Source organism: Pontibacter populi, from assembly GCF_040278685.1.
Lineage (GTDB): Bacteria > Bacteroidota > Bacteroidia > Cytophagales > Hymenobacteraceae > Pontibacter > Pontibacter populi.
The window spans coordinates 291,463-313,904 of sequence record NZ_JBEOKT010000006.1; the positions used below are offsets into that span (position 1 = coordinate 291,463).

Sequence of the window (22,442 nt, forward strand, 5' to 3'; positions counted from 1 at the left end):
AGGTGCTTTCGATTTAATACCTTATTTTTGCGCCTCAGGTGTGGCAAAACCACCTGAGGCTTTATTTTTTGATGGAAACTATAAAACTGCCCGATAATCCTGTTTTTGATGTGGTGGCTTCTGCAGCGGCAGAGCTTGGAGTAGATGCTTACGTGATCGGTGGCTTTGTGCGGGACCTGGTGCTGAAAAGGCCATCCAAAGATATTGATGTAGTTTGCATCGGGGATGGCATTGCGCTTGCCGAAAAAGTATCACAACAATTGCCGCATAAACCTAAAGTAGCTGTCTTCAAGCATTTTGGAACAGCCATGCTCCGCTATAATGATTGGGAAGTAGAGTTTGTAGGCGCCCGCAAAGAATCTTATAGAGAACACTCGCGCAAACCCGAAGTAGAGCTTGGTACGCTGGATGATGACCTTAAACGGCGCGATTTTACCATCAATGCCCTGGGCATCAGCCTGAACAAAGCCAACTATGGCCAACTGATCGACGAGTTTGATGGCCTGAAGGATATGAAACGGAAGATTATCCGTACGCCTTTAGCGCCTGGCATTACTTTTTCAGATGACCCGCTGCGCATGATGCGCGCCATCCGGTTTGCTACTCAGCTTGGTTTTGACATTGACCCGGATACGTTTGATGCCATAGCAGATAATAAGGAGCGCATTAAAATAGTATCTCAGGAGCGCATTACAGACGAACTGAATAAGATCATTCTTGCGCCTGTGCCGAGCTACGGTTTTAAACTGCTTTTTGCTTCGGGTCTGTTGCATCTCATCTTCCCGAAAATGGTAGAGTTGCATGGCGTAGAGACCAAAAACGGCAACTCACACAAAGACAACTTTTACCACACGCTACAGGTGCTCGATAATGTGGCGCAGGTTTCGGGTGATCTGTGGTTACGCTGGTCGGCTATATTACACGACATAGCCAAACCCGACACCAAACGCTACGCTCCAAAAGTTGGCTGGACCTTTCATGGGCACGAAGACCGCGGTGCTCGCATGGTACCCAAGCTTTTTAAAGACCTCAAACTGCCGCTTAACGAGCACATGCGCTTTGTTCAGAAACTGGTGAAGTTGCATTTACGCCCGATCGCGCTGGTAAAAGATACCGTTACAGATTCAGCTATCCGAAGGTTATTATTCGAGACTGGCGATGATATAGACGCACTGATGGCACTGTGCCGCGCCGATATTACCTCAAAAAACGATGTGAAAGTAAAGCGTTACATCCAGAACTTTGATAAGGTAGAGAAACGCCTGATTGAAGTAGAGGAGAGTGATAAACTACGAAACTTCCAGTCCGTGATTACCGGCGAGATCATCATGGAAACCTTCGATCTGAAACCATCTAAAACAGTGGGCGACCTGAAAGAAGTGCTGACCGAAGCGATACTGGAAGGAAAAGTTAAAAACGAATTTGATGAAGCCTATAGTTACCTGCTACAGGTAGGTGAGCAAAAAGGCCTTCAGGTTGTAAATAAGAAGTCCTTATAAAGAAAAGGAGCGTAGCTGTAAAATACGCTCCCTTTTTTATGTTATTCTCTCGTACATCGGATAGCTTTTACCAGCTTTACAATAACGCTTCCTTTTCACTATAGCTTATATTCTTTCTCGGGGCAGAACAAAATATTTTCATATCTCATACTATAGTTCCCTAAGCTGATGGCTGTGCCTTGGAGTAATTTTAACCTATAGTTTAGCTTCTGGTTGGCAATAAAAAGTAAAGGGAAATGGTAGTTAGAGGGAAGTAGTTGCTGCTTCAGCTTCTCCCTGGGTTGGGAGAAGCCGTGCAGAATCATCAAACAACTAAACAAGGGTGATACTTAAATAACGTGTTAAATATCAGGTAAAGTATATAGTTTTATTTTGTACTGAGGCTGTGTTATAAGCGGACTAAATCTGGTAAAAATGATTCAGCCCGCTTTTTTGTTTGTAAAGCTATAGCCAATAGTTTACTGGCGTTCTACTTTGCTGGCACCATCAGCATTTATCTGCTTACTGGCCGGGTTGCCTTTGTAGCAGATACGGCTTGCACCTGATGCATCGGCAGTAAGGCTGGAAGTAGCATATACATCTATTTTGTTGGCTCCGCTTGCTTCAACTATAACATCGCTGGCGCGCAACTGGTCGGCGTTCACTTTGCAGGCACCGGCAGCATCCAGTTCAAAACGGTCGGTAGTACCCGTAAATCGTGTGCTTGTGGCTCCTGCAATGTCGGCGCGTATAGTTCTTGCTCTTACATTAATGGCTGCTTGTACAGCACCGGCAAGCTCAAGGTCCAGCTCATTTGTGTTAATACCGATCACATCGGCTTTAATGGCTCCACCTAGTTCCAGGCCATTTAACTCAGGCACAGTAATCTGTATCAGCACCGGATCGCGGTCTTCAAATAAATTGAAAACTTTGTCTTCCGATTCTATAGTTAGCTCGCCGCCATTTTCATTTACTTCCAGTTTGTTGATATCGCGCTGGTTGCCACGTACGGTTACCTGGTGGCGGTTGCCTTGCTTTATCTGCACATGGAATGGTCCGGCAATGCTGATGCGGTCGAAGTTCTCGTAAGGAAAAGTTTTCGTGTTCGAGCCATAATCTCTTTCATTGTCGAGTACGCTTTCGTGATCGCCGATCTCACTGGCTTCGAAGTCAGCAGTGTTAAGACCTTCGCCTGGCTCTTCAGTGTCTAAAGTATCGGTGGCACAGGTAATACACTCCAGCATATCGCCTTTTGCTTTCCAGGTGTTTCTAACGATCTTATCATAACCGTAATCCTGGTCGAAAGTAGCGCTTGGCAATAAGTACACAAACTCACGAGTTAAGCGGAATGGTTTATCCTTTGGCAATCTTAGTACGATGGTCAGGTCCTGATCGCGGAAGCTGGCACCTTTCTTAAACTCATAGCTGTTATCAAAACGTAAGGTCGAATCCTGCTGCACCACGCGGTAAGTTACCATACGGGCGTTATTTTTGGCATCTTCTTCAGTTCGTCCTTTTGCTTCAATCTGTTGAATTACTTCGATGTTGGCCCCATTATGTTCACGCACATCTACATACAGGTTGTTGTATTGCAGGTCCATGTCATAGGCATCCAGCACGCTTACACCTGCAGCAGGAATAGTCTTCGTGATCGTTATTTCCCCACTGCGTTTAAAGTTACCGCTATAAGAGATAATGGAGGCAATCATAACTATAAGTGCCAGTACCCAAACTCCGAACAACGACCAGCCCACGGTAGGGCGCATAAAGAAGCGTTTAGCAAGTAAGCCGATTGCAAGCAGCATTAAGAACAGAAGGGGGATTAGGCCTACAATAAGACCTGCAACCAATCCGAATATGGGAAATCCACCTAGCCAGATAGTTGAGTCAAACGGCTCCATTTGCATAAAGGTGTTATCGTTAACCCAACCCATGCCATGAAAGAACGCAGCAAAAAGACCAACTATAAGCGACGCAGAAACCAGTAACAGTATAATGCCGGCAGCAACACGGATCAGCGCGATCAGGAAACCGAGCACCGGGCCTAACGCTTTGCCTAACCAGTTTATGATCTGGGAAATAAGGCGAATAGGCAGTAAAATGATCTTGGCAAGCGTATTTTCCTGGCCATACTGGTCTTTCATGTTCAGGTTATCTTTCAGGGTCTGCTCTATTCCTGCCAGTGTAACCGGGTTGCCCTGCATCTGCATGCGTTCTGTAAGCGTTACCGCTTCGGGTACCGCTATCCATAAAACTATGTATAACAGTAACCCGAAGCCGCCCAGGAATATAGAGACAAGGAAAAGGATGCGGACAACAGCCACGTCAACGCCAAAATACTTGGCTATACCGCTGGCCACGCCACCTAATTTCTTATCGTCAGGGTCTCTGAAAAGCCTTTTTACATCTGTTTCAGGTAACTCTAAGCTCTCAGGCATGGCAATCCACAACACAATGTATAGTATAATGGCAGCCATTGCTGAAATACCCGCAGATAATACACCTAGCACTACAAACAGGATAAAGAACAGGCGAACCCATACTACATCCAGGTTCAGGTAGTTGGCTATACCAGCACACACGCCACTTACTACTTTGCGGTTTATGTCGCGGTATAGTTTTTTAGTGCCCGGTGTAGTGTAAGCCCCAGTTGCCCCTGCAGCACCTGCCGCACCGCCTGTTTTATAGTTAGGAATCTCTTCCTCTTCCGGCTCAGACACTTCGAACTCTGTAACATTACCCATTCTGGCGATCAGGTACTGCACATCTTCCTGCGAGATAACCTGTTTGCCAGCAGAAAGCCGTGCAGAAAAGATCTCCGCAATTCGCAGCTCTATATCAGCAACTATTTCTTCGTGCCCCTCATAATTCGAGAAGTACGTGCGGATAGAAGCCAAATATCTGCTCAGCTGCTCGTAGCCATCTTCTTCTATATGGAAGATGATGCCTTGTAAGTTGATGCTTATATTCTTTTTCATGACTAATTAGCTTTCTTGTTTTGAATAATGAAGTCGGTGGATTCTACCAGTTCCTGCCATGTGTCGCGGAGTTGCTCCAGAAAGGCCTTGCCGGTTTCGGTGAGGGTGTAGTATTTGCGGGGAGGCCCTGATGTGGACTCTACCCAGCTATAGTCGAGAAGCGACGCGTTTTTGAGGCGGGTTAGTAATGGGTAAAGGGTTCCCTCCACAACGATCATCTTGGCTGCTGTCAGCTCTTCCAACATATCGGACGCATATACTTCACCACGAGAGATAATCTCAAGGATGCAGAATTCCAGAATTCCCTTCCGCATCTGCACTTGTGTGTTTTCTACTTTCATGATGGTGATGTTTATAATGATGAAGCAAATATAATATAAGGTACTATGTAAAGCAAGGTACTGTTTAAAAATAATTACGAAAGTTTTTTAAAAGGGTTAAGAAGTCGGAAAAATTTATATTTTTAAAGTGTATTTTTGTCTTTAAAATATATTTGCCGGAAACACAACTTATTTTTTAAAAGTGGTGTTAGTGGATGAAATCAGGTAAAATGGTTTTAATTGGGAGCACAAATCTGTGCTTCTATAGATATTTTCGATCCGATAGTTTTGGCCTATGCACAAAATTACCCTTAAGTGCTTGCTGGTAGTGTTGTTGCTTGCTTTCTGTATTAATGCAGAAGCGCAGGTTTCTGCTCCCAAGTATAGTAATGAGTTTTTGAATGTTGGTGTAGGAGCACGAGCCTTAGGTATGGGTAATGTGCAGGTTGCCATCACCGGCGACGCTACTTCTGGTTACTGGAACCCGGCCGGTTTGCTTCGCCTCCCCGACAAGTATAACATAGCCTTGATGCACTCCGAGTTGTTTGCCGGTATAGCCAAAAATGATTTCGGAAGCTTTGCCATGCCGATAGATACCAACAGCGCACTGGCAATTTCTGTAATAAGACTTGGTGTAGATGATATTGCCGATACCCGCCGCCTGCAGAATGAATTTGGCTACATACAGTATGATAGTGTAAAGTTCTTTTCAGTTGCAGACTATGCCGTGCTATTGTCGTATGCCCGCAGAAGCAATTTAATTGAAGGCCTGCAACTGGGAGCGAGTGCTAAGATCATTTACCGTAACGTGGGTAATTTTGCCAATGCCTGGGGATTTGGGTTAGATGCTGGTGCACAGTTACAGCGTGGCGACTGGCAGTTTGGTATCATGGGTAAAGATATAACGACCACTTTTACCGCCTGGACGCATAACGTAGAAGAACTGGAAGATGCCTACGCCCAAACTGGTAACGACCTTCCGGAAAACTCAGCAGAACTTACCTTGCCCCGCATTATAGTTGGCGCCGCACGTAATTTCCAGATCAATGATAAATTCTCCGCACTCGTATCTACAGATATAGACTTTACTTTTGACGGTAAACGGAATGTCCTTTTAAAATCTGACCTGATGTCCGTTGACCCGCACATTGGCGTTGAACTGGTGTATGCCAGATCAGTATTTATCAGAGGCGGGTTAAGTAATTACCAGCAAACTACCCGCTTCGACGGCAGCACAGCTTCACAGGTACAACCTAATTTCGGGGTTGGTTTCATTTCAAACGGCTTTAACCTGGACCTTGCACTCTCACGCATGAGCGACCGAGAGAAGAACTCCATCAACAACGCCAACACGTCTTCGGTTATCATCTCTATGGGTTATTCTTTCAGATAAGGTTTTTGTGATCATGAATATATCCGCCAACTCAAAACGCATCTGTCTGTTATTCCTTTTTATAGTTACTATAGTTACCGCACAGGCGCAAACCAACTATGGCAACGAGTGGATAAACTATGAGCAGACCTATCATAAAATAAAGGTTACCCAGACCGGTATTCACCAGCTTGATTACGCCTATCTGAGTCAGCTTGGCCTGGAAAGTGTAAATCCGCAAAATCTGCAGTTGTTCCGAAGAGGTAAAGAAGTAGCTATACATATAGCTGGAGAACAAGATGGTAAACTTGACCCACAGGATTACCTGGAGTTTTATGGGGAACGCAATGATGGTGCGCTGGATGCCGAATTATATAAAGACCCGTCGCATCAGCCTCACCAGTACTATAGCTTATATACCGACACAGCTGCCTATTTCTTAACATTCTCTACAGTTAAGGGGAAGCGCATGCAGCAAAACAACCCTGCCATAAGTGGTAAAACACCTGAGCCTTATCATTTGCAGCAGGCTTTGTTCATGTATACTAACAAGTACTACACTGGCAGGACCTACAACGATAACCGCATGCCCTGGCTAGATGCAGGTGAAGGATATGCCTCACATTCATCCAGATATCCCAAAACTTTTACTAATAGTGGAGCGAGCTTGCTCACAAATGTGGTTACTACAGGCCCGAAGCCTCAACTAGAATATGCCCTGGTAACTACAAACCCTATGTTGCATGAGTTTACTGTAAAAGTTACCAGCGGAAGTACACCGAAGCTGCTTGAGCATTTTCGTGTTTATGGGGATGATTTTGCAAAAAGTAAAGCTACATTAGAGTTTACTGATTTTACATCTTCAGGCCAGATCTCACTCTATATAGAACGCGTTGGACCGGATATAACTGCAGACCAGGTTGGCTTTGCATTTGGAAATGTAACTTATCCTCAGGCTACAAATTACCCTATAGGGCAACCCCAACTAGTATTCTATACTGACCCTGCCCGTGGCCAATCACCTTATTATGAAGTTAAAAATAGCCCAGTAACATCAGTCGCATACGATGTTACAGACCCGTATAATGCAGTGCGTATAGCGGGGTATAGTGCAAGTACAGGTAAAGGCTTCGTGATTGATGGAAATTCGATATCTCGTAAAGTTTTAGTTGCTGATGTTTCAAAATTATGGAAACCAACCCGGACTGATAAAAATATTCGTTTCAGGAAAATTACTCCCTCAGCACATAACTATATTATTCTTACCAATAAGCGCCTGATGAAAACGGTGTCAGGCGAGAGTCTGCGTGCACCGGAGGCTTATGCTGCTTACCGTGCATCTGCTGCAGGAGGAGGTTACGATACGTTGTTAGTTCATATGGATCAGGTGACAGACCAGTTTCATTATGGTGAATTTTCTGTAAACAGTATCCGTAGGTTTATGAGCTTCATGCTCAGTTCGAACAGGGCTAAACATCTTTTTATACTTGGTAAAGGCATAAAATATGGAGCTGCAGAGTACCAAGAAACTTATGGAGGCAAATTTAGCTATTACCACATTGGAGGGCGCCATGCTAAAGTGCATGAAATAGACCTCGTACCTACTGGTCTTGCTCCAGTTTCAGATGTTTTCTTTACAGCAGATTTTAAGAATAATTCATTTTCTCCCGAAGTTCCGACTGGCCGTCTTGCTGCTACAAAAGCTGAAGACATTGTTAACTATCTCAATAAATTAAAAGCATATGAAGCCTTGCCTGAAGGATTGCCTTGGCGTAAAAATATTTTGCAATTAGGTGGAGGTAGTAATGTATCGGAAATAAACCAGCTAGCGAACTACCTGAAGAAATATAAAAACATAGCTGAAGGTCCTTTCCTGGGAGCAAAAGTAATTGAGAAATACCGGCAAAATGTAAGCGAAGTTGTTGAGAATATAAATGTTGCTGATGAAATAAATACAGGAGTTTCATTAGTGACTTTTTTTGGGCATAGTTCGCCAAGTACAACCGACCTGGATATAGGATTGGCATCAAGTCCTGTAAATGGGTATAATAACAAGGATAAATACCCGGTAATCTTAATGAATGGGTGTAGTACTGGTGATGCATTTATACCTAACAACAAATCGTTTGGTGAAGACTGGGTTAATACACCTGATAAAGGGGCTATAGCTTTTATTGCACATGCTGAGTCCGGATATCCGTATTATTTAGATCTCTACTCTACTAATTTTTACTTTACTGCATTTCAGGACCCGGCATTTTATGGAAAAACATTGGGCGAAGTTCAGCAGCAGGTAATTAAAAGAACTTTGCAGGATAATCAAGGTGAAATTACCAGGGCAATGGTTATGGAAATGGTACTGCAGGGTGATCCTGCTGTTAGAGTTTATAATCCATCAAAACCCGATTATGTTGCTGTTGAAAGCGAGTCTGATATAGAAAGTGTTGTGGCGGGAGAGATTTTAACCGCTTCTGCTGAAAAGTTTAATCTGTTTTTAGGTGTACGCAACTGGGGTAAGGCACTACCAGACTCAGTTGGCGTAACAGTTAAAAGAACTCTTGCAAACAATACTGAACTTGCACCGGAGTCATTTAAAGTGGCTCCGATTTATAACAAGGACAAAATTGTACTTGAGATAAATAATTCGGGAGTGGCTGCCCTGGGTATGAACCGTTTTGAAGTTACTCTTGATGGTGATTTTAAATTTGATGAGCTAGATGAAACAAATAATGTGGCCCGTTTCCAACACTTTTTCCCAGCAAACGGAATAGTAGCCTTAGCTCCTGCAAAGTTTAGTATAGTTAATAGTAAAAATGTAAAGCTGGTTGCACAAACTACGCTCTTGGAAGAGAGCAGGCAAGGCTTCTTCCTTGAAATAGATACTACCCATCATTTCAACAGTAATCTCAAACGCTCCTTTACCACCAACAATACCCTGATCCCGAGCTGGGATGTGAATGTTGCTGATGTAGGTAATTTGCCGGATAGCACAGTATATTATTGGCGGGTTCGCTTTCAGCACTACGATGATGGGGAAGATACCTTGTATGCTTCAAGTTCCTTCAGGGTAATTAACGGATCCAAAACCGGGTGGTCACAGAGCCATATTGGCCAGTTTAAGACCATAGAGCCAGATAAGGTGATTATTAGCGATTCAAAACCGCATTTTAGTTTTATACCTGGTGTGACTGATATATCAATTAAGACAATTGGGGGAGATTCAAGATATAATAATCCAAATCGTGGACATGGTTTGTTTTTAAATGATAAGCAGCTTTTAGGAGTACCATGTGATTACCCGGAGAGCAGCACTGTATCCAGGTTATATATGGTGGTGATTAACGATAAGACACTGGAACTTGTGCGAGGGTTACCTTATGCCGTATCCTGTAATGGGACTGAGTTTGATTACCTATATCAGTTCCGGGATATGAATAATGCTGCCGTTCGTGCTAATGTAGAAACCTTCCTGAAACAAGTGCCAGCAGGTTATTATGTAGCGGTAATAAGTATAAATAAAGTGCCGTTTGAGGGTTTTACAGAGAGTTTAAGAAATGAATTCAGAAGCATAGGTTCTAAAGAAATTGGAAACCTGAAAAATGGACATCCTTATGCTCTGGTAGGTAGAAAAGGAGCAGAACCAGGCGCTATGTATGAAGCAATTGCAATAGTTGGCGACCAAACCATCCCTACAAAACAGGAAATAGCCTTACGGGTAACTTTAAAATCAACGCAACAAGCCGGCGAAATTACCTCTCCGGCAATAGGGCCGGCTTTGAGTTGGGGAACAGTGCACCATAACATAGAGAAGTATAAAGCCGGCAATGATGCTTATACGTTGCGCATAATCGGTATAGATAATGATGGGAATACGAGCGTATTGAAGGAAGATGTAAGCATTAAGAGCCTCGACATTTCCGCAATTGATGCGAAACGATACCCTTTTCTAAAATTGCAGGCATCGCTATCTGATGCAACTGACCGTTCTGCACCGCAACTGGACCAATGGATGGTGTTATTTGAAGCAGCACCGGAAGGCGTAATTCGACCTGATTTGGTAGATGTGAGCTCAGCCATAATTACCGAACAGGCTAACAAAGGGAAGATAAAAGTGCCAATGATATTTCAGAATGTTACTTCTTCTGCTTTTAAAGATTCGCTTGTAGTAGATATTACATTAACTGGAGATGGAATAGAGCCGATACATAAACGTTTAAAACTTGCCCCTTTGGCTGGTAATGCTTCGGCTACCTTTACCTATGAGCTAAATACCCATACTTTAGATGGTAACTATAAGTTAAGTATGTATGTAAATCCACGTTTACAGCCGGAGCAGAATTACTCCAATAATATTTATGTAGTACCATTTAAAGTTAAGTCAAAGTTACACCCAATAATGGATGTGACTTTTGATGGAGTACATATTATGGATGGTGAACTGATCTCGCCTAGCCCCTTGATTAGTGTAACCGTAAAAAGTGAGCATAAACAGGCATTCCTGGAGGATACCAAAGGTATGTTTATAGTTTTGGTTCATCCAAATGGCGATCAGAAAGAACTTATTTTAGATAAAAATTCAACTGACCTAGATCATATGGAGATCTTTCCGGCTACAGAAAAGAGGGATTTCAGGGTAGAGTTTAAACCGAAAAAACTTGAAGAGGATGGACTTTACCGAATGGAAATCCGTGCTAAAGATGTAGCTGGCAAACCTTCAGGTATTTCACCTTATCGAATTAATTTTGAGGTAGAGAATCAGTCAACTATAACTAACTTCTATCCGTTTCCTAATCCGTTCTCGACCAAGACAAACTTCATATTTACTTTAACTGGTGCCACCATACCTGACCACATTAAAATACAGATCTTAACTATAACTGGCAAAGTGGTAAAGGAGATCATGAAGGAAGAACTCGGGCCTTTGCGTATTGGTAACAATAAAACCGAGTATGCCTGGGATGGCACCGACATGTATGGTGATAAGCTTGCGAATGGTGTATACTTGTACCGTGTAGTTGTCAGTAGAAGCGACGAGATGATGTACCATAAGCAGAAGTTCGGTGATAAAGCCTTTAAGAATGGTTATGGCAAGATTTATATATTACGCTAAGCTATAGCTGCATATTGGTATTAAGATCAGATGTTTCTAAAATCCAAAATACAAACTATAAATCCTTGAAAACAGAACAGGCAGCTAACTATAGCTGCCTGTTCTGTTTAACTCAATAACCTTAGTTATTATTCTGTTCATTATATCGCGTGCCCCCCTGTGTGCCGGAAGCGGGGAAGGTTTGGGCTTCTTTCGGAACACCCATTTTCTCTTCGCGGCGCTGCTGGTACTGCGAGAATTGTAATGGGGTTAACACATCTTTAATTCTTGAAAGCCGGGTTTCAGTGATTATCTCCATTTCAGAAGCTACTTTTTTGGGGTTACTTTTATGTTTTTTCAGCACTTTGTCGGCTTCCTTCATGCTGGTCAGGTTTATATCGGCCACCTTTTTTGTTTGCTCAGGTGTTAGACGCAGGTGCTTGGCCATACCAGCGGTAATATCGGCGGCGCGCTGCTCTACCGGCTTTGGAGCCGACTGTGCAGATCTCGGGCTTTGCGCAAAGGCGGTTATGGTTGCAAAAACAAATACAGCTGCTAAAAGTGCTTTTCTCATATCTATGTCAGGTTATTTCTGTGGTTACCATCTAAGCAAGAACTGTTCCGTTCCGCTATCTGTCAGGCTTTTTAAACAAGCTTAGCTAAACTATAGTTTCTGTTGTACTTACGATTCGCTATAGAAGAATACTTTGTAAAAGTGCATGCCCCGTTCTTCATCATAGCCGCGCTCTACATATTGTTCACTTTGCTCCGGGTTATAACCACTAAACTTGATCTCGATCTGCGTATCCAGTTTAATAAAGTTGCGGAACTTGCGTTTCATATTACGCACGGTACTCTTATTTATTGTAAAGCCCTGTATATCTTCTAAGTTGCGCTCTTCTGCAAAGTTCTGGCTATAGTTCTTAAAGCGCTCCGCCGACTCCGGTTCGTCTATTACACTACTGGTAAAGTCTTCCAGGTCAAAGGTCTCATTCTTCGAGAAATAATCTACAGAGCGGGTTATAAACTCAATCTGCTCTTTCTTGCTTTCGCTTTTGGCAAAAACTTCTTCCGAAAAATCTTTACACATGTTCAGTACCGTTCTCGTCGAGAAGTTGGTATCTTTCAGTTCATCAACATGCAGGAAATCATCTTTCCAGAACTGGGCATCGGTGCTGTTGGCATCCACCATTTTTACGCGATAACCATCTTCAGCTTCAATGTTATAGATCATGCAACCTTTGTCAACGCCTTTCAAGTTTACGCCGGCATGGTAATCAATGCTCAGGTCATCGTGGCTGTCTTTAAAGGTAAGGAACGTGTCTTTATTCTCTGATTTAAAGATACCGATCGCGTCTACTTCTTCGTCGTTTATAATGCAGCCTTTAAAGTAAGCCACGTATAGTTCGCCGCTCTTTACTTTAGGATGGTCCGATTGCTCATACAAATGGTTGAGGATATGAACAGAGTAAGTATGAAACTTGGCCGGCTCGTTAAAGATAAGCGTTGCGTAAGCAAACATTTCGTTCAGGGCCAGGTCGGAGGTATGCGTAAACCGGAAAAACTCTTCCTGCTTAAACGGGGAAATAAAGTAGCGTAACAACAGCTCGTTCAGTTCTCCATCGTTCAGGTCAACCAGGTCCTGCGAGGCAACCACACCTTCTTCTTTCGACTTATTTCCAACTCTATGTACTGCCAAACGCTGCAGCCTTACCTGTATCTTATCGCTCATGTATTCTCTTAACTGATATCGGACCGCAAAGGTATTATTAATTGCTGATTGTTGAAGTGCAGATTGTTCCTTTAGGCCTACATCTTTTCGCTTTTCTGTAAAGGACTTTCTATAGGGGATAGTACTTTACATTTCAGTACATACTCAACTGTAATTGCTCAAACAACCACTCCTTTTTTCAAGGAAGTTATCACTCACGATCTCCATCAAACTATAGTTACATTACTTTTAGTTGATTTATTTATTTGTAATTATCTGTTTTATAGTGTGTTAATATTTGTTGCTAATTACTTGTCATCCCTTTGTACTTTTCTGGCATGGTTTTTACTTAATCAGAATCAGAGCCGCGCAGCTTATCAAACTACAGAATTTTAAACTAAGGGGATCATGAAAAAGATATTTTTACTCATAGCCGTAGTGCTGGGCTTTGCGGCTACAAAAGTAAACGCACAACAAGCACAACCTATCCGTTTCGGAGTTAAAGTTGGCGCAAACTTATCAAACTGGCAGGGTGAAACTGTAAACAGTGCACAGAACCTGATCGATCTTTCGGACGGTAACGTTAACCGCAAAATGCGCGAAGGGGTGCATGCCGGATTATATATAAGCATACCGGTTGGGCCGGGTTTCGAAATTGAACCGGGGCTGCAGTACTCTCAGAAAGGTACGCGCTTAACAGGTAAATTGCCTTGGGTAGAGACCGAGTTCCTGAATGCGAACATGACCATCACTAATAAATCAGAGTACATTGAGCTGCCGGTACTGGCGAAACTATACGTAGCAGAGGGCTTCCATATTTTTGCAGGACCACAGGTAGCGTACCTTCTATCAAACAAAGTGCAGGCGCAGGCCAGTGTACTTGGGTTTAATGCTTTTAACCGTGAGTGGGATATGAAAAACGGTTTCCGTGAGTTTGATATGAGTATAGTAGGAGGGGTTGGTTACAAATTTGCAAACGGACTTAACCTGAGTGCCGGCTATGATCATGGCTTGAATACTATCGATGAGAATGCAAACTTCGAGACGTACAATAGAACATTTAAGGCCTCAGTAGGTTATACTTTTTAGTGAGAGTGAATTGTTTAGTGTTTTGGTGATTGCAACGGGCTGCTATTTTTAGCAGCCCGTTGTGTTTTCATACTATAAAAGGCCGTTTGCTATAGTTGCAAACGGCCTTTTATAGTATGGAAGTACTTATAGTTTAGTGATGGTGATGATGGTCGTGGTCGTTGGGTTTGCTGTTATAGTTGGCAAAAGCGCCTAATGCAAAAAATAACGCCCAACATATATACAGCGCAGAAAAGTTGTGAATGCTTTTCCCGATAAGCGCAAGTATAAGATGCGCCAATAAGGTCATGACCAAGCCTGTAGCAGCTACAAACTGGTAAGAATTCATTTCTCGCGGGTCGTATATCTTTGATAATTTCATCCAGGTTTTGCGTTTCTTTTCTGTAACAGCGCTACTATAGTTTAGGTGCCATAGCTTCGTGTTTCTGCGCAAAGATAGCGATTGATGATGGGTAAGTTATAGCCGGAAGTTCAACTGCATATAATTTTTGCACTTCTGTATTTATCTAGAATCTAACTAACTATAGTTAACAGGTCTGTAAGAATAAAACTATAGTTGCATAATTATGTTAAGTAAATGATGCTACCCGGGAACAAGCCCACTAACTGAGCGTATATAAGGTACAACATTTAAAAACTGATTATGGCAACTGAAGAAGAAAACATACAAAATACACCAAGTAGTCCGAAGAACGTGAACAGTGAATTTAACAAACGTGTATCTATGGGCAACCACCCCGATCCGTCGGCGAAACGTAATGTAGGACCAGGTGGACAACTGGAGCGCAGCGGACAAAAAGATAAACTGGAAAATCTGCACATACAAGGTAACGAAATAACAGGTTACGGCGCCAGTGATACCAGCAAAAGTGTAGAATATCTGGCACAAGGCCCGGGTTTTGAGTTTGAAGGCAGCGATACCGCCATGGACGATGACCTGAATGGGATCAGAAGCAACGATCAGCCGCTTGGCGCTAAAAAGACCAAACCGGATGACTCTGACCATAGCCGCACCTAAGCATAACTTTTAGTTAAAAACGGGATCCTAATGCAGGTTCCCGTTTTTGCTTTTACAACCTGGCGTACAACTATAACCGAATTTTTATAAGTTTGCCTGTACCCGATCATTACCTATTAAAACTGACCTGATGCCTCAGCAAAACCAACCACCTGTGTTTTACAAGTTACATATCCGGAATATGGTGTGCCCACGCTGTATTAAAGTAGTATCAGAAGAGCTGGAGAAATTGCAGTTACCTGTGCAGGGAATTACACTGGGAGAAGCCACTTTAACCACTGAGCCCAGCCAACAGGAACTGGTAATGATAAAACAAAAATTAGCAGCAGAGGGATTTGAGCTACTGGAAGACCCTAAAGCCGAACTGGTAGAAAAAGTAAAGATAGCTGTCATTAACCTGCTACGGTCCGGTAAGGTCGAAGAACTGCATGTAAACTTATCTGATTACCTGTCGGAACTATTGAACAGAGATTACAATATGCTTAGCGCTTTATTTTCAGCGGCCGAAGGAGTAACTATAGCCAGGTACATGGTGTTGCAGAAAATTGAGATGGCAAAAGAGTTGCTTGATTATAATGAGCTTAGCCTGAGCCAGATCGCTGATAAGTTAGGCTATAGTAGCGTGGCGCACTTATCGAACCAGTTTAAGCAGGTGACGGGGCTTACACCATCAGAGTATAAAAAGAGTAGTGCCGTAGCACGAAAACCGCTGGACCAACTACAGTAGCAACTATAAAAAAGAAGCCTCAGATAATTTATATGCTGAGGCTTCTTTTTTATGATCTTCTGCTAAGAGCAGATAAATTCTTCTTTTATAAAGCTGAGTATTTCAGGGGAGAGCGGTTTAGAGAAAAAGTCTTTTACTTCTTTCAGGCTCTTTGCCGATATAATGTCTTTTCTGTCTACTGCCGATGATAGCATGAACAGGCAGCAGTTCTTGGTCACCTCTTCAGGTATCTGCTTATATTCTTCAATAAAGCTCCAGCCGTCCATGCCGGGCATGTTTATATCCAGGAAAATTAGATCAGGGAAAGCCTCTGGTTGCTGTACAGCCGTATTCTTCAGGTAATCCAAAGCGTTTTCAGCCCATTCAAAACTTTGTACTTCTTCTGCAAACCTTTCATTTTTGATGATGCTTTCACAGACAAAGTTGTTGATCTGATCATCATCAATCAGTATTACCTTTTTCAATATATTCATCTACTACACTACTCTTTAAAAAGTAAACACTGAAAATGGTGCCTACCCCAACGCTACTATCAACTGCCACTTTCCCTCCAAGCAACTCCGCCTGGCTCTTTACCAGGTGTAAACCCAGGCCTTTGCCTGCAATATTTGGATGGAATCTTTTGTATAGTCCAAAAACCTTGCCTTTTTCTTTTTTAAGATCAATTCCAAGGCCATTGTCACTGACTTGCAGACAAATATAGTCATCAATGGCAAATGTTTTAAGGTTTATGTGCAGTTTTTTAGATGTGTCCCGGTATTTAATAGCGTTAGAAACCAGGTTATGGATGATGCTTTTGAGATAACTTCTGATCGTAACTATAGCGGGGGCTGCTGTAAAATCGTGTTGCAGGGTAGCCTCAGCATCTGTTATCTCATCTGCCAGGCTATCGGTTACGTGCTGAAAGATCTCGTCGAAATAAATTTTTTCTTCAGCGTCATGCAGGTCGTTTCGCATGGCAAGCAGTTCGTTCAGGTCGCGGATCGTGCTGTCGAGCAATTTGGCCGACCGGAACATGTTGTCTACAACGCGCAGGTTGATAGGTGCTGCCGGGTTGGTGCTATCATAAATAGAGGTCAGGCCAAGTATATTTGCAATTGGTGCACGCAGGTTATGCGACACGATGTAAGCAAACTGCTGCAGGTTTTGGTTCTGTAGCTGTAGTTTTTCCGTTAACTGAGCCTGCTTTGTTTCGGCCAGTTTATTTTCAGTAATATCGGCTACGGAGCTATCCAAACGCAATACTTTACCATTGTTATCCAGCATCGGAGACATACGAAGCATCATCCATCGTAATTCGCCGGCGCGTGTTATGATCCTGAATTCCTGTTCAATTTTATGTCCCTGTAATGCCTCGTTCACAAACCGGTTCCGGAGCATGGGCAGGTCATCTTTATAAATGATGCTTGACCATAGGTCATCATCGGTAAATTCATCCTCGGTGTAGCCTGTAAGTTCGTAGCACTGCGGGCTAATATAAAAAATGCGGAGGTTAGCATCTGCTGATAAGATGATCTCAGGAATATTTTCTATAGTTGACTGGAAACGGTTCTTGGTTTCAGTTATTTCGCGCTCACGTTCTTTTTGCTCCGTAATATCCTGGGTCGTGCCTACCACCTTTATCACTTTTCCCTCCATATCCATTACAGGCTCCATAATATGGTACAGGTACTTCTGAGTGCCATCCTGTAGTATTACCCGGTGCTCCAGCGTTACGGTTTGTTTTGTATCGATCACGCGTTGGTATTCCTGCAGTGCAAACTCTTTATCGTCCGGGTGGAAAAATGCGAGGATATTATGGAAAGTAGGGCTGAAATTTTCCGGAAGTTGATAAATGGCATACGAGTTTTGCGACAGTTTCAGGATATTTCGCTCCAGGTCGTGTTCCCAGCTTCCTACTTTTGCCAACGACTGAGACCGGATAAGCTGTGCCTCGTTGTCTTTTATCGCCTTTACAATATTACGCTGTTCTGATATATCGTTAATGCTTAAAGCCACCGCTATAGTGTCGTTAAATTTAGTGAAGACCGGGCGGTAAGAAACTTCAAACCACAAGTTTCCACACCCTGTTTCGTAGGACACTGTGTTGCCCTGCAGCGCTTTCTGGTGGTCCTGTATGAGTGATTGCTGTTGCTCTGGTGCTGTATAATCCAGTATGCTCTGGCCTTCTTTCAGTTCCTCAACCTGTAGCCTGTTTACCTCTTCTGCAGCAACTTTATTAAAAGATAAGATCCTGAGGTCTTTATCGAGCAGGTATATAGCTTGCGGCGAACTGTTCAGCAATGCGGTAAGGTTCGCTTCACTTTCAATAAGGTGCTGCTGAGCTTCTTTCTGGGTCGTAATGTCTATCAACGTTCCGTTATAAAGCACGGTTCCGTCTTCTTTCTCGGTTGGCAAACTATGGCCCCTTATCCAGATCCATTTATTTTCAGGAGGGCTCCACATTCTCAACTCTTTCATCCAAGGCGAAAGCGTTCTGACAGACTCATGGATGCTTTCCCAGATGGATTCCAGTTCGTCAGGGTGCGCGGCCTCAAAAAGCAATTGTGGGTCCCGGTAAATATCTTCGGGTGTAACATCATACAAGTTTAGCAGACTACCACTGATGAACGGGAAACTAAAATTCATCTCCTTATCTATCTGGAACTGGTAAACGGCACCCGGAACACTGGAGCTGATTTCGAGCAGTTGTTTTTCACGTCGCTTCAAATCCGAGATCGCTTTTACTCTTTCATCAATATTAATGGCCACTACCACTCGTGGATTAATGTTACCCTGCGCAGGAAGCCCATGCGATTTTATATCAACATAAAAGGTGCTGCCATCTTTCCGTACATGTTTCCAGTTATCAGAGAAACTATAGTTTTCACTAAGTCCAGGCAATAGCTTTAGCAGTTCTGCTTTTTGTTCTTCCGGCTGCAGGTCCAGTATAGTTAGGTTAAGAAATTCATCACGGGTATAGCCATATTCTTCCAGGGCAGCCTGGTTTACTTCCAGCACGCGCTTGGTCTCGAAATCAAACACCCACATGGGTATGGCAATGTTCCGGAACAGCGACCGGTATACTAACTGGCTTTCATTCAGGGCGTTTTTTAGTTGTTGGCTTTCGCGCTTTTCAGAACTAAGCACAGCATTGCTGAAAAGTATCTGGGTTATTACTTTCCGGATAAAAATGGCAGCAAAAGTTGTAACTAACAGCGAAGCAAGTAGGAGGAGGTTATAGTTGCGGATGGTGCTATCTATAGTCTGAAGTGCCTCATTACCTCGCAAGCGTGTATTAGTGCTTATTGTATCGCCCAGTATGTTCAGAAATTTTTGCTGACGATGGTAAGCTGGTGTCAGTTTAAGTGCTTCATACAGTTCATCCTGCCGGCCCTGGCGACTTAAGCTTATAAGGTGGCTCAGCATCTCCGCATACTGGCTCCGCTGATCCACATATTGCTGCAACAGTTGTTTTCTGCTTTCAACTATTATAAGGTCTCCAAGCTTTGCCAGGTCTGTATTTATAGTTGCATTTGTTGTTTGTATTTTTTGCTCGAGGCGGGCCATAGTGGCAGCATCGGTTGCGTTCATGTGTTTCAGGGCTGCGTTGTAAACAAGGTCTTCTTTGTTATGCAGGCTGTTTATAAGCTCCAGCCTGAGCAGCGAGTCAGAAACCATTTTGTTATAGTTCTCCTGTACTTCACGGGCTGTCAGGTAAGAGTAGGCACTTATAGTTAGTAAGGCAATTGCCAGTATGGCAAACGCGATCGCCGTGTAGCGTGTGCTTATCTTTTGTTTGTTATAGAGTTCGTTTTCGTCTTGCCCGCTGGTCATTACCTGAATTGGTATGGTGTTATATTATATAAGCACTGGTTTTAAGATTAAGACAGCCTTCATCTGATTTAGTAAACAGGTTAAGGTTATCATACTTTAAAACTCAGGAGTAAGTTGGTATTATGTTTAAACATTAACATGACAGGTTTCTGCAATGGCGGTGTCCGTCAGTAAATAAAATAAGTACTAAATATAATAGCTGCCTGATTATGTTAAAACATTTAAAAGGCTGATGTGCAAAAAATAATCATAAAACCGGCTTTTCAGAAAATCTGTAAATGATAAAAACAAATCTGTAACAGCAGCCGGGGGTAGCGGTAGTATCTTTGTAGTGTTATAAATGAGAAGAAAAAGATGGCAACACTTACACATACGAATTATGAAAAAGCCACTTATCCGGTAGAAGGAATGACCTGTGCCTCCTGCGCATCGAGCATTGAAAGTATGCTGCGCGCTCGCGAGGGGGTGGCAGACGCAAACGTAAACTTTGCCGGCAAAAGTGTGCAGGTAACTTATGAGCCAACTATAGTTAACCCGAACCAGCTTCGCGAGACAGTAAAGGAAATTGGTTTTGATATCCTGATCGAGAACCAGACGCAGGAACAACTAGAAGAGCGCGAAGCGAAAGCAATACAAGACCTGAAGCTGAAAACTATAGTTGCCGGCGTGTTGGCGCTACCGGTTTTTATTCTGGGCATGTTCTTTCACGGACATTTTGCATGGGGTAACTGGGTAATGCTTTTACTTACTTCGCCCATCGTTTTATGGGCTGGTCAACGGTTTTTTACAGGTGCCTGGGCGCAGGCAAAACACGGCCGCGCCAACATGGATACCCTTGTGGCTCTCAGTACTGGTATCGCTTACATTTTTAGCGTTTTTAATTCAGTTTATCCTGAGTTTTTCCTGAGCCGTGGCTTGGAGCCACATGTGTATTTTGAAGCCGTAGCAGTAATTATTGCCTTTATATTGCTGGGGAAATACCTGGAGGAAGGGGCTAAGAACCGAAGCTCAGCGGCTATAAAAAAGCTAATGGGCCTGCAACCAAAAACGGTTCGAATACTACGGAATGGTGCAGAACTGGAAATAAAGATTGAAGAGGTGCAGGTAGGAGACAGGGTAGTGCTGCTGCCCGGAGACCGCGTGCCTGTAGATGGTGAAGTGGCAGCCGGAACAACTTATCTGGATGAAAGCATGCTGAGCGGTGAGCCGTTGCCGGTACAAAAACAACCCGGTGATAAAGTATTTGCCGGAACCATAAACCAGAAAGGCAGTGTGCAACTGATAGCCGAGAAAACCGGTGGTGAAACCATGCTGGCCCACATCATTAAAATGGTGCAGGAAGCCCAGGGTAGTAAAGCCCCTGTTCAGAAACTGGTAGATAAGATTGCCGGAATATTTGTGCCTGTCGTGCTGGGTATAGCTTTGCTGACTTTGTTGTCGTGGATCATGTTTGGCGGACAGGCTTACCTTACTGAAGGCTTTTTGTCGATGATCTCGGTGCTTGTAATTGCCTGCCCGTGTGCGCTTGGCCTGGCAACACCAACGGCTATTATGGTTGGTGTAGGTCGTGGAGCCGAAAGCGGTATCCTGATAAAAGATGCCGAAAGCCTGGAACGTGCTCATGAAGTAAGTGCTGTGATACTGGATAAGACCGGAACTATAACCTTAGGTAAACCAACTGTTACGGATGTGGTGTGGTCCGATGAAGCGGCTGAAACAAAGCAGTTGGAAGAATACTTTTATGCGATGGAGGCTCAGTCGGAGCACCCGATAGCCCAGGCAGTGTATAATTACTACAAAGAAGCGGGCGCACAGGTGAAACAGCCTGACCACTTTAATAGCCTGACGGGCATGGGTATCGAAGCTGACTTTAAAGGTACACGCTATTATGCCGGTAACCATAAATTGCTTCAGCAACATGGCGTAACTATACCGGAAGAGCTGGAGCAGCAAACTATAACATTGCAGGAAGATGCCAAAACCGTGATTTATTTTGCTGATGCGAAGCAGGCGCTGGCTGTATTTGCCGTATCTGACCCGATAAAGGAAACCGCTGCACAGGGTATAAAAGCGATGCAGGATGCCGGCATAGAAGTGTACATGCTGACCGGTGATAACAAACAAACAGCAGCTGCCGTAGCCCGACAGGTGGGTATAACGAACTTTAATGCAGAGCTAATGCCCCAGGACAAAGCAGACTTTGTGAAGCAACTGCAGGCTGAAGGCAAACACGTAGGCATGGTAGGAGATGGCATAAACGATGCCCAGGCCCTGGCCACCGCAGACCTGAGCATTGCCATGGGACAGGGCACCGATATTGCGATGGACGTAGCCGGAATAACCCTGATGCGATCAGAGCTCACGCAGGTAGCAGCTGCCATAAAACTATCGAGAGCAACCGTAAAGACCATACGACAGAATCTGTTCTGGGCCTTTTTCTATAATGTCATCTGTATTCCGATAGCGGCCGGTCTGTTATTTCCGTTCACTGGTTTCCTGCTCAGCCCCATGATAGCAGGAGCGGCTATGGCTTTCAGTTCGGTATCGGTAGTGGCCAACAGTTTACGTTTAAGAACCGTTAAATTAAAATAAGTGTATAGTTAAATAATTATATTAAATATGAAGACCTATAAATTTAAAACCAACATAAACTGCGGAAGCTGCATAAAAGCAGTAACACCACACATGAACAAACTGGAAGGTGTAACCTGGGAAGTAGACACCAATAACCCGGAGAAAATACTGGAAGTGAAATCAGAAACGGTAGATGCCGCAGAAATTAAGAACACTGTAGAGAAAGCCGGTTTTAAAGCTGAGCAACTATAAACTATAGTAACAGAATAA

15 protein-coding genes are annotated in these 22,442 nt (G+C 43.5%); 8 read left to right on the forward strand and 7 right to left on the reverse strand.

Features of this window, described 5'->3' with window-relative positions; genetic code table 11:
- Positions 1-71: 71 nt before the first annotated feature.
- Positions 72-1,499 carry a CCA tRNA nucleotidyltransferase gene (locus ABS362_RS09330; protein WP_350412163.1) on the forward strand — a complete coding sequence of 476 codons (1,428 nt, stop codon included), beginning with the start codon at positions 72-74 and terminating at the stop codon, positions 1,497-1,499.
- A gap of 458 nt (positions 1,500-1,957) precedes the next feature.
- Here the strand turns inward: ABS362_RS09330 and ABS362_RS09335 are convergent, their stop codons facing one another.
- The gene (locus tag ABS362_RS09335) at positions 1,958-4,456 is read right to left on the reverse strand and encodes a GIN domain-containing protein (protein WP_350412164.1); all 2,499 of its coding nucleotides are present in this window, start codon (positions 4,454-4,456) and stop codon (positions 1,958-1,960) included.
- Between the two features lie 2 nt (positions 4,457-4,458).
- Positions 4,459-4,797: a PadR family transcriptional regulator gene (locus tag ABS362_RS09340; protein ID WP_199109914.1), complete on the reverse strand. Its 339-nt coding sequence runs from the start codon at positions 4,795-4,797 to the stop codon at positions 4,459-4,461.
- Between the two features lie 274 nt (positions 4,798-5,071).
- Between ABS362_RS09340 and ABS362_RS09345 the strand changes: the two genes are divergently transcribed.
- Positions 5,072-6,169 (forward strand): putative type IX sorting system protein PorV2, encoded by a 1,098-nt coding sequence (locus ABS362_RS09345; protein ID WP_350412165.1) that lies wholly within the window; start codon positions 5,072-5,074, stop codon positions 6,167-6,169.
- 13 nt (positions 6,170-6,182) lie between these two features.
- Positions 6,183-11,258: a putative type IX secretion system sortase PorU2 gene (gene porU2, locus ABS362_RS09350; protein ID WP_350412166.1), complete on the forward strand. Its 5,076-nt coding sequence runs from the start codon at positions 6,183-6,185 to the stop codon at positions 11,256-11,258.
- Positions 11,259-11,379: 121 nt separating this feature from the next.
- Here the strand turns inward: porU2 and ABS362_RS09355 are convergent, their stop codons facing one another.
- Positions 11,380-11,811: a DUF4890 domain-containing protein gene (locus ABS362_RS09355; protein WP_350412168.1), complete on the reverse strand. Its 432-nt coding sequence runs from the start codon at positions 11,809-11,811 to the stop codon at positions 11,380-11,382.
- A 108-nt stretch (positions 11,812-11,919) separates the two neighbouring features.
- Complete coding sequence (locus tag ABS362_RS09360) at positions 11,920-12,969, reverse strand: nucleoid-associated protein (RefSeq protein WP_350412169.1); 1,050 nt, start codon at positions 12,967-12,969, stop codon at positions 11,920-11,922.
- 387 nt (positions 12,970-13,356) lie between these two features.
- Here ABS362_RS09360 and ABS362_RS09365 point away from each other — a divergent pair, with 387 nt between their 5' ends.
- Complete coding sequence (locus ABS362_RS09365) at positions 13,357-14,037, forward strand: porin family protein (protein WP_350412170.1); 681 nt, start codon at positions 13,357-13,359, stop codon at positions 14,035-14,037.
- Positions 14,038-14,170: 133 nt separating this feature from the next.
- Here ABS362_RS09365 and ABS362_RS09370 read toward each other — a convergent pair whose 3' ends face one another.
- Positions 14,171-14,470 carry a hypothetical protein gene (locus ABS362_RS09370; protein WP_350412171.1) on the reverse strand — a complete coding sequence of 100 codons (300 nt, stop codon included), beginning with the start codon at positions 14,468-14,470 and terminating at the stop codon, positions 14,171-14,173.
- Between the two features lie 210 nt (positions 14,471-14,680).
- Here ABS362_RS09370 and ABS362_RS09375 point away from each other — a divergent pair, with 210 nt between their 5' ends.
- Positions 14,681-15,055: a hypothetical protein gene (locus ABS362_RS09375; protein ID WP_350412172.1), complete on the forward strand. Its 375-nt coding sequence runs from the start codon at positions 14,681-14,683 to the stop codon at positions 15,053-15,055.
- A 130-nt stretch (positions 15,056-15,185) separates the two neighbouring features.
- Positions 15,186-15,782 carry an AraC family transcriptional regulator gene (locus ABS362_RS09380; RefSeq protein ID WP_350412173.1) on the forward strand — a complete coding sequence of 199 codons (597 nt, stop codon included), beginning with the start codon at positions 15,186-15,188 and terminating at the stop codon, positions 15,780-15,782.
- Between the two features lie 62 nt (positions 15,783-15,844).
- On the opposite strand, the gene ABS362_RS09385 is transcribed toward ABS362_RS09380, so the two are convergent.
- Complete coding sequence (locus tag ABS362_RS09385; RefSeq protein WP_350412174.1) at positions 15,845-16,255, reverse strand: response regulator; 411 nt, start codon at positions 16,253-16,255, stop codon at positions 15,845-15,847.
- On the reverse strand, positions 16,224-19,598 hold the full coding sequence (locus tag ABS362_RS09390; RefSeq protein WP_350412175.1) for a PAS domain S-box protein: 3,375 nt from the start codon (positions 19,596-19,598) through the stop codon (positions 16,224-16,226). Before ABS362_RS09390 ends, ABS362_RS09385 begins: the two co-directional genes overlap by 32 nt.
- A 354-nt stretch (positions 19,599-19,952) precedes the next feature.
- Between ABS362_RS09390 and ABS362_RS09395 the strand changes: the two genes are divergently transcribed.
- Positions 19,953-22,190 carry a heavy metal translocating P-type ATPase gene (locus ABS362_RS09395; RefSeq protein WP_350412176.1) on the forward strand — a complete coding sequence of 746 codons (2,238 nt, stop codon included), beginning with the start codon at positions 19,953-19,955 and terminating at the stop codon, positions 22,188-22,190.
- 27 nt (positions 22,191-22,217) lie between these two features.
- Positions 22,218-22,424, forward strand: a complete 207-nt coding sequence (locus ABS362_RS09400) for a heavy-metal-associated domain-containing protein (RefSeq protein WP_350412177.1) — start codon at positions 22,218-22,220, stop codon at positions 22,422-22,424.
- The last annotated feature ends 18 nt before the right edge of the window (positions 22,425-22,442 follow it).

Bases quoted from the DNA above. Each gene is read 5' to 3' on its own strand.
- ABS362_RS09340 (WP_199109914.1), bottom strand. From the start codon at position 4,797: ATGAAAGTAGAAAACACACAAGTGCAGATGCGGAAGGGAATTCTGGAA.
- ABS362_RS09365 (WP_350412170.1), top strand. From the start codon at position 13,357: ATGAAAAAGATATTTTTACTCATAGCCGTAGTGCTGGGCTTTGCGGCT.
- ABS362_RS09400 (WP_350412177.1), top strand. From the start codon at position 22,218: ATGAAGACCTATAAATTTAAAACCAACATAAACTGCGGAAGCTGCATA.
- ABS362_RS09380 (WP_350412173.1), top strand. From the start codon at position 15,186: ATGCCTCAGCAAAACCAACCACCTGTGTTTTACAAGTTACATATCCGG.
- ABS362_RS09345 (WP_350412165.1), top strand. From the start codon at position 5,072: ATGCACAAAATTACCCTTAAGTGCTTGCTGGTAGTGTTGTTGCTTGCT.
- porU2 (WP_350412166.1), top strand. From the start codon at position 6,183: ATGAATATATCCGCCAACTCAAAACGCATCTGTCTGTTATTCCTTTTT.
- ABS362_RS09330 (WP_350412163.1), top strand. From the start codon at position 72: ATGGAAACTATAAAACTGCCCGATAATCCTGTTTTTGATGTGGTGGCT.
- ABS362_RS09335 (WP_350412164.1), bottom strand. From the start codon at position 4,456: ATGAAAAAGAATATAAGCATCAACTTACAAGGCATCATCTTCCATATA.
- ABS362_RS09360 (WP_350412169.1), bottom strand. From the start codon at position 12,969: ATGAGCGATAAGATACAGGTAAGGCTGCAGCGTTTGGCAGTACATAGA.
- ABS362_RS09385 (WP_350412174.1), bottom strand. From the start codon at position 16,255: ATGAATATATTGAAAAAGGTAATACTGATTGATGATGATCAGATCAAC.
- ABS362_RS09355 (WP_350412168.1), bottom strand. From the start codon at position 11,811: ATGAGAAAAGCACTTTTAGCAGCTGTATTTGTTTTTGCAACCATAACC.
- ABS362_RS09395 (WP_350412176.1), top strand. From the start codon at position 19,953: ATGGCAACACTTACACATACGAATTATGAAAAAGCCACTTATCCGGTA.
- ABS362_RS09390 (WP_350412175.1), bottom strand. From the start codon at position 19,598: ATGACCAGCGGGCAAGACGAAAACGAACTCTATAACAAACAAAAGATA.
- ABS362_RS09375 (WP_350412172.1), top strand. From the start codon at position 14,681: ATGGCAACTGAAGAAGAAAACATACAAAATACACCAAGTAGTCCGAAG.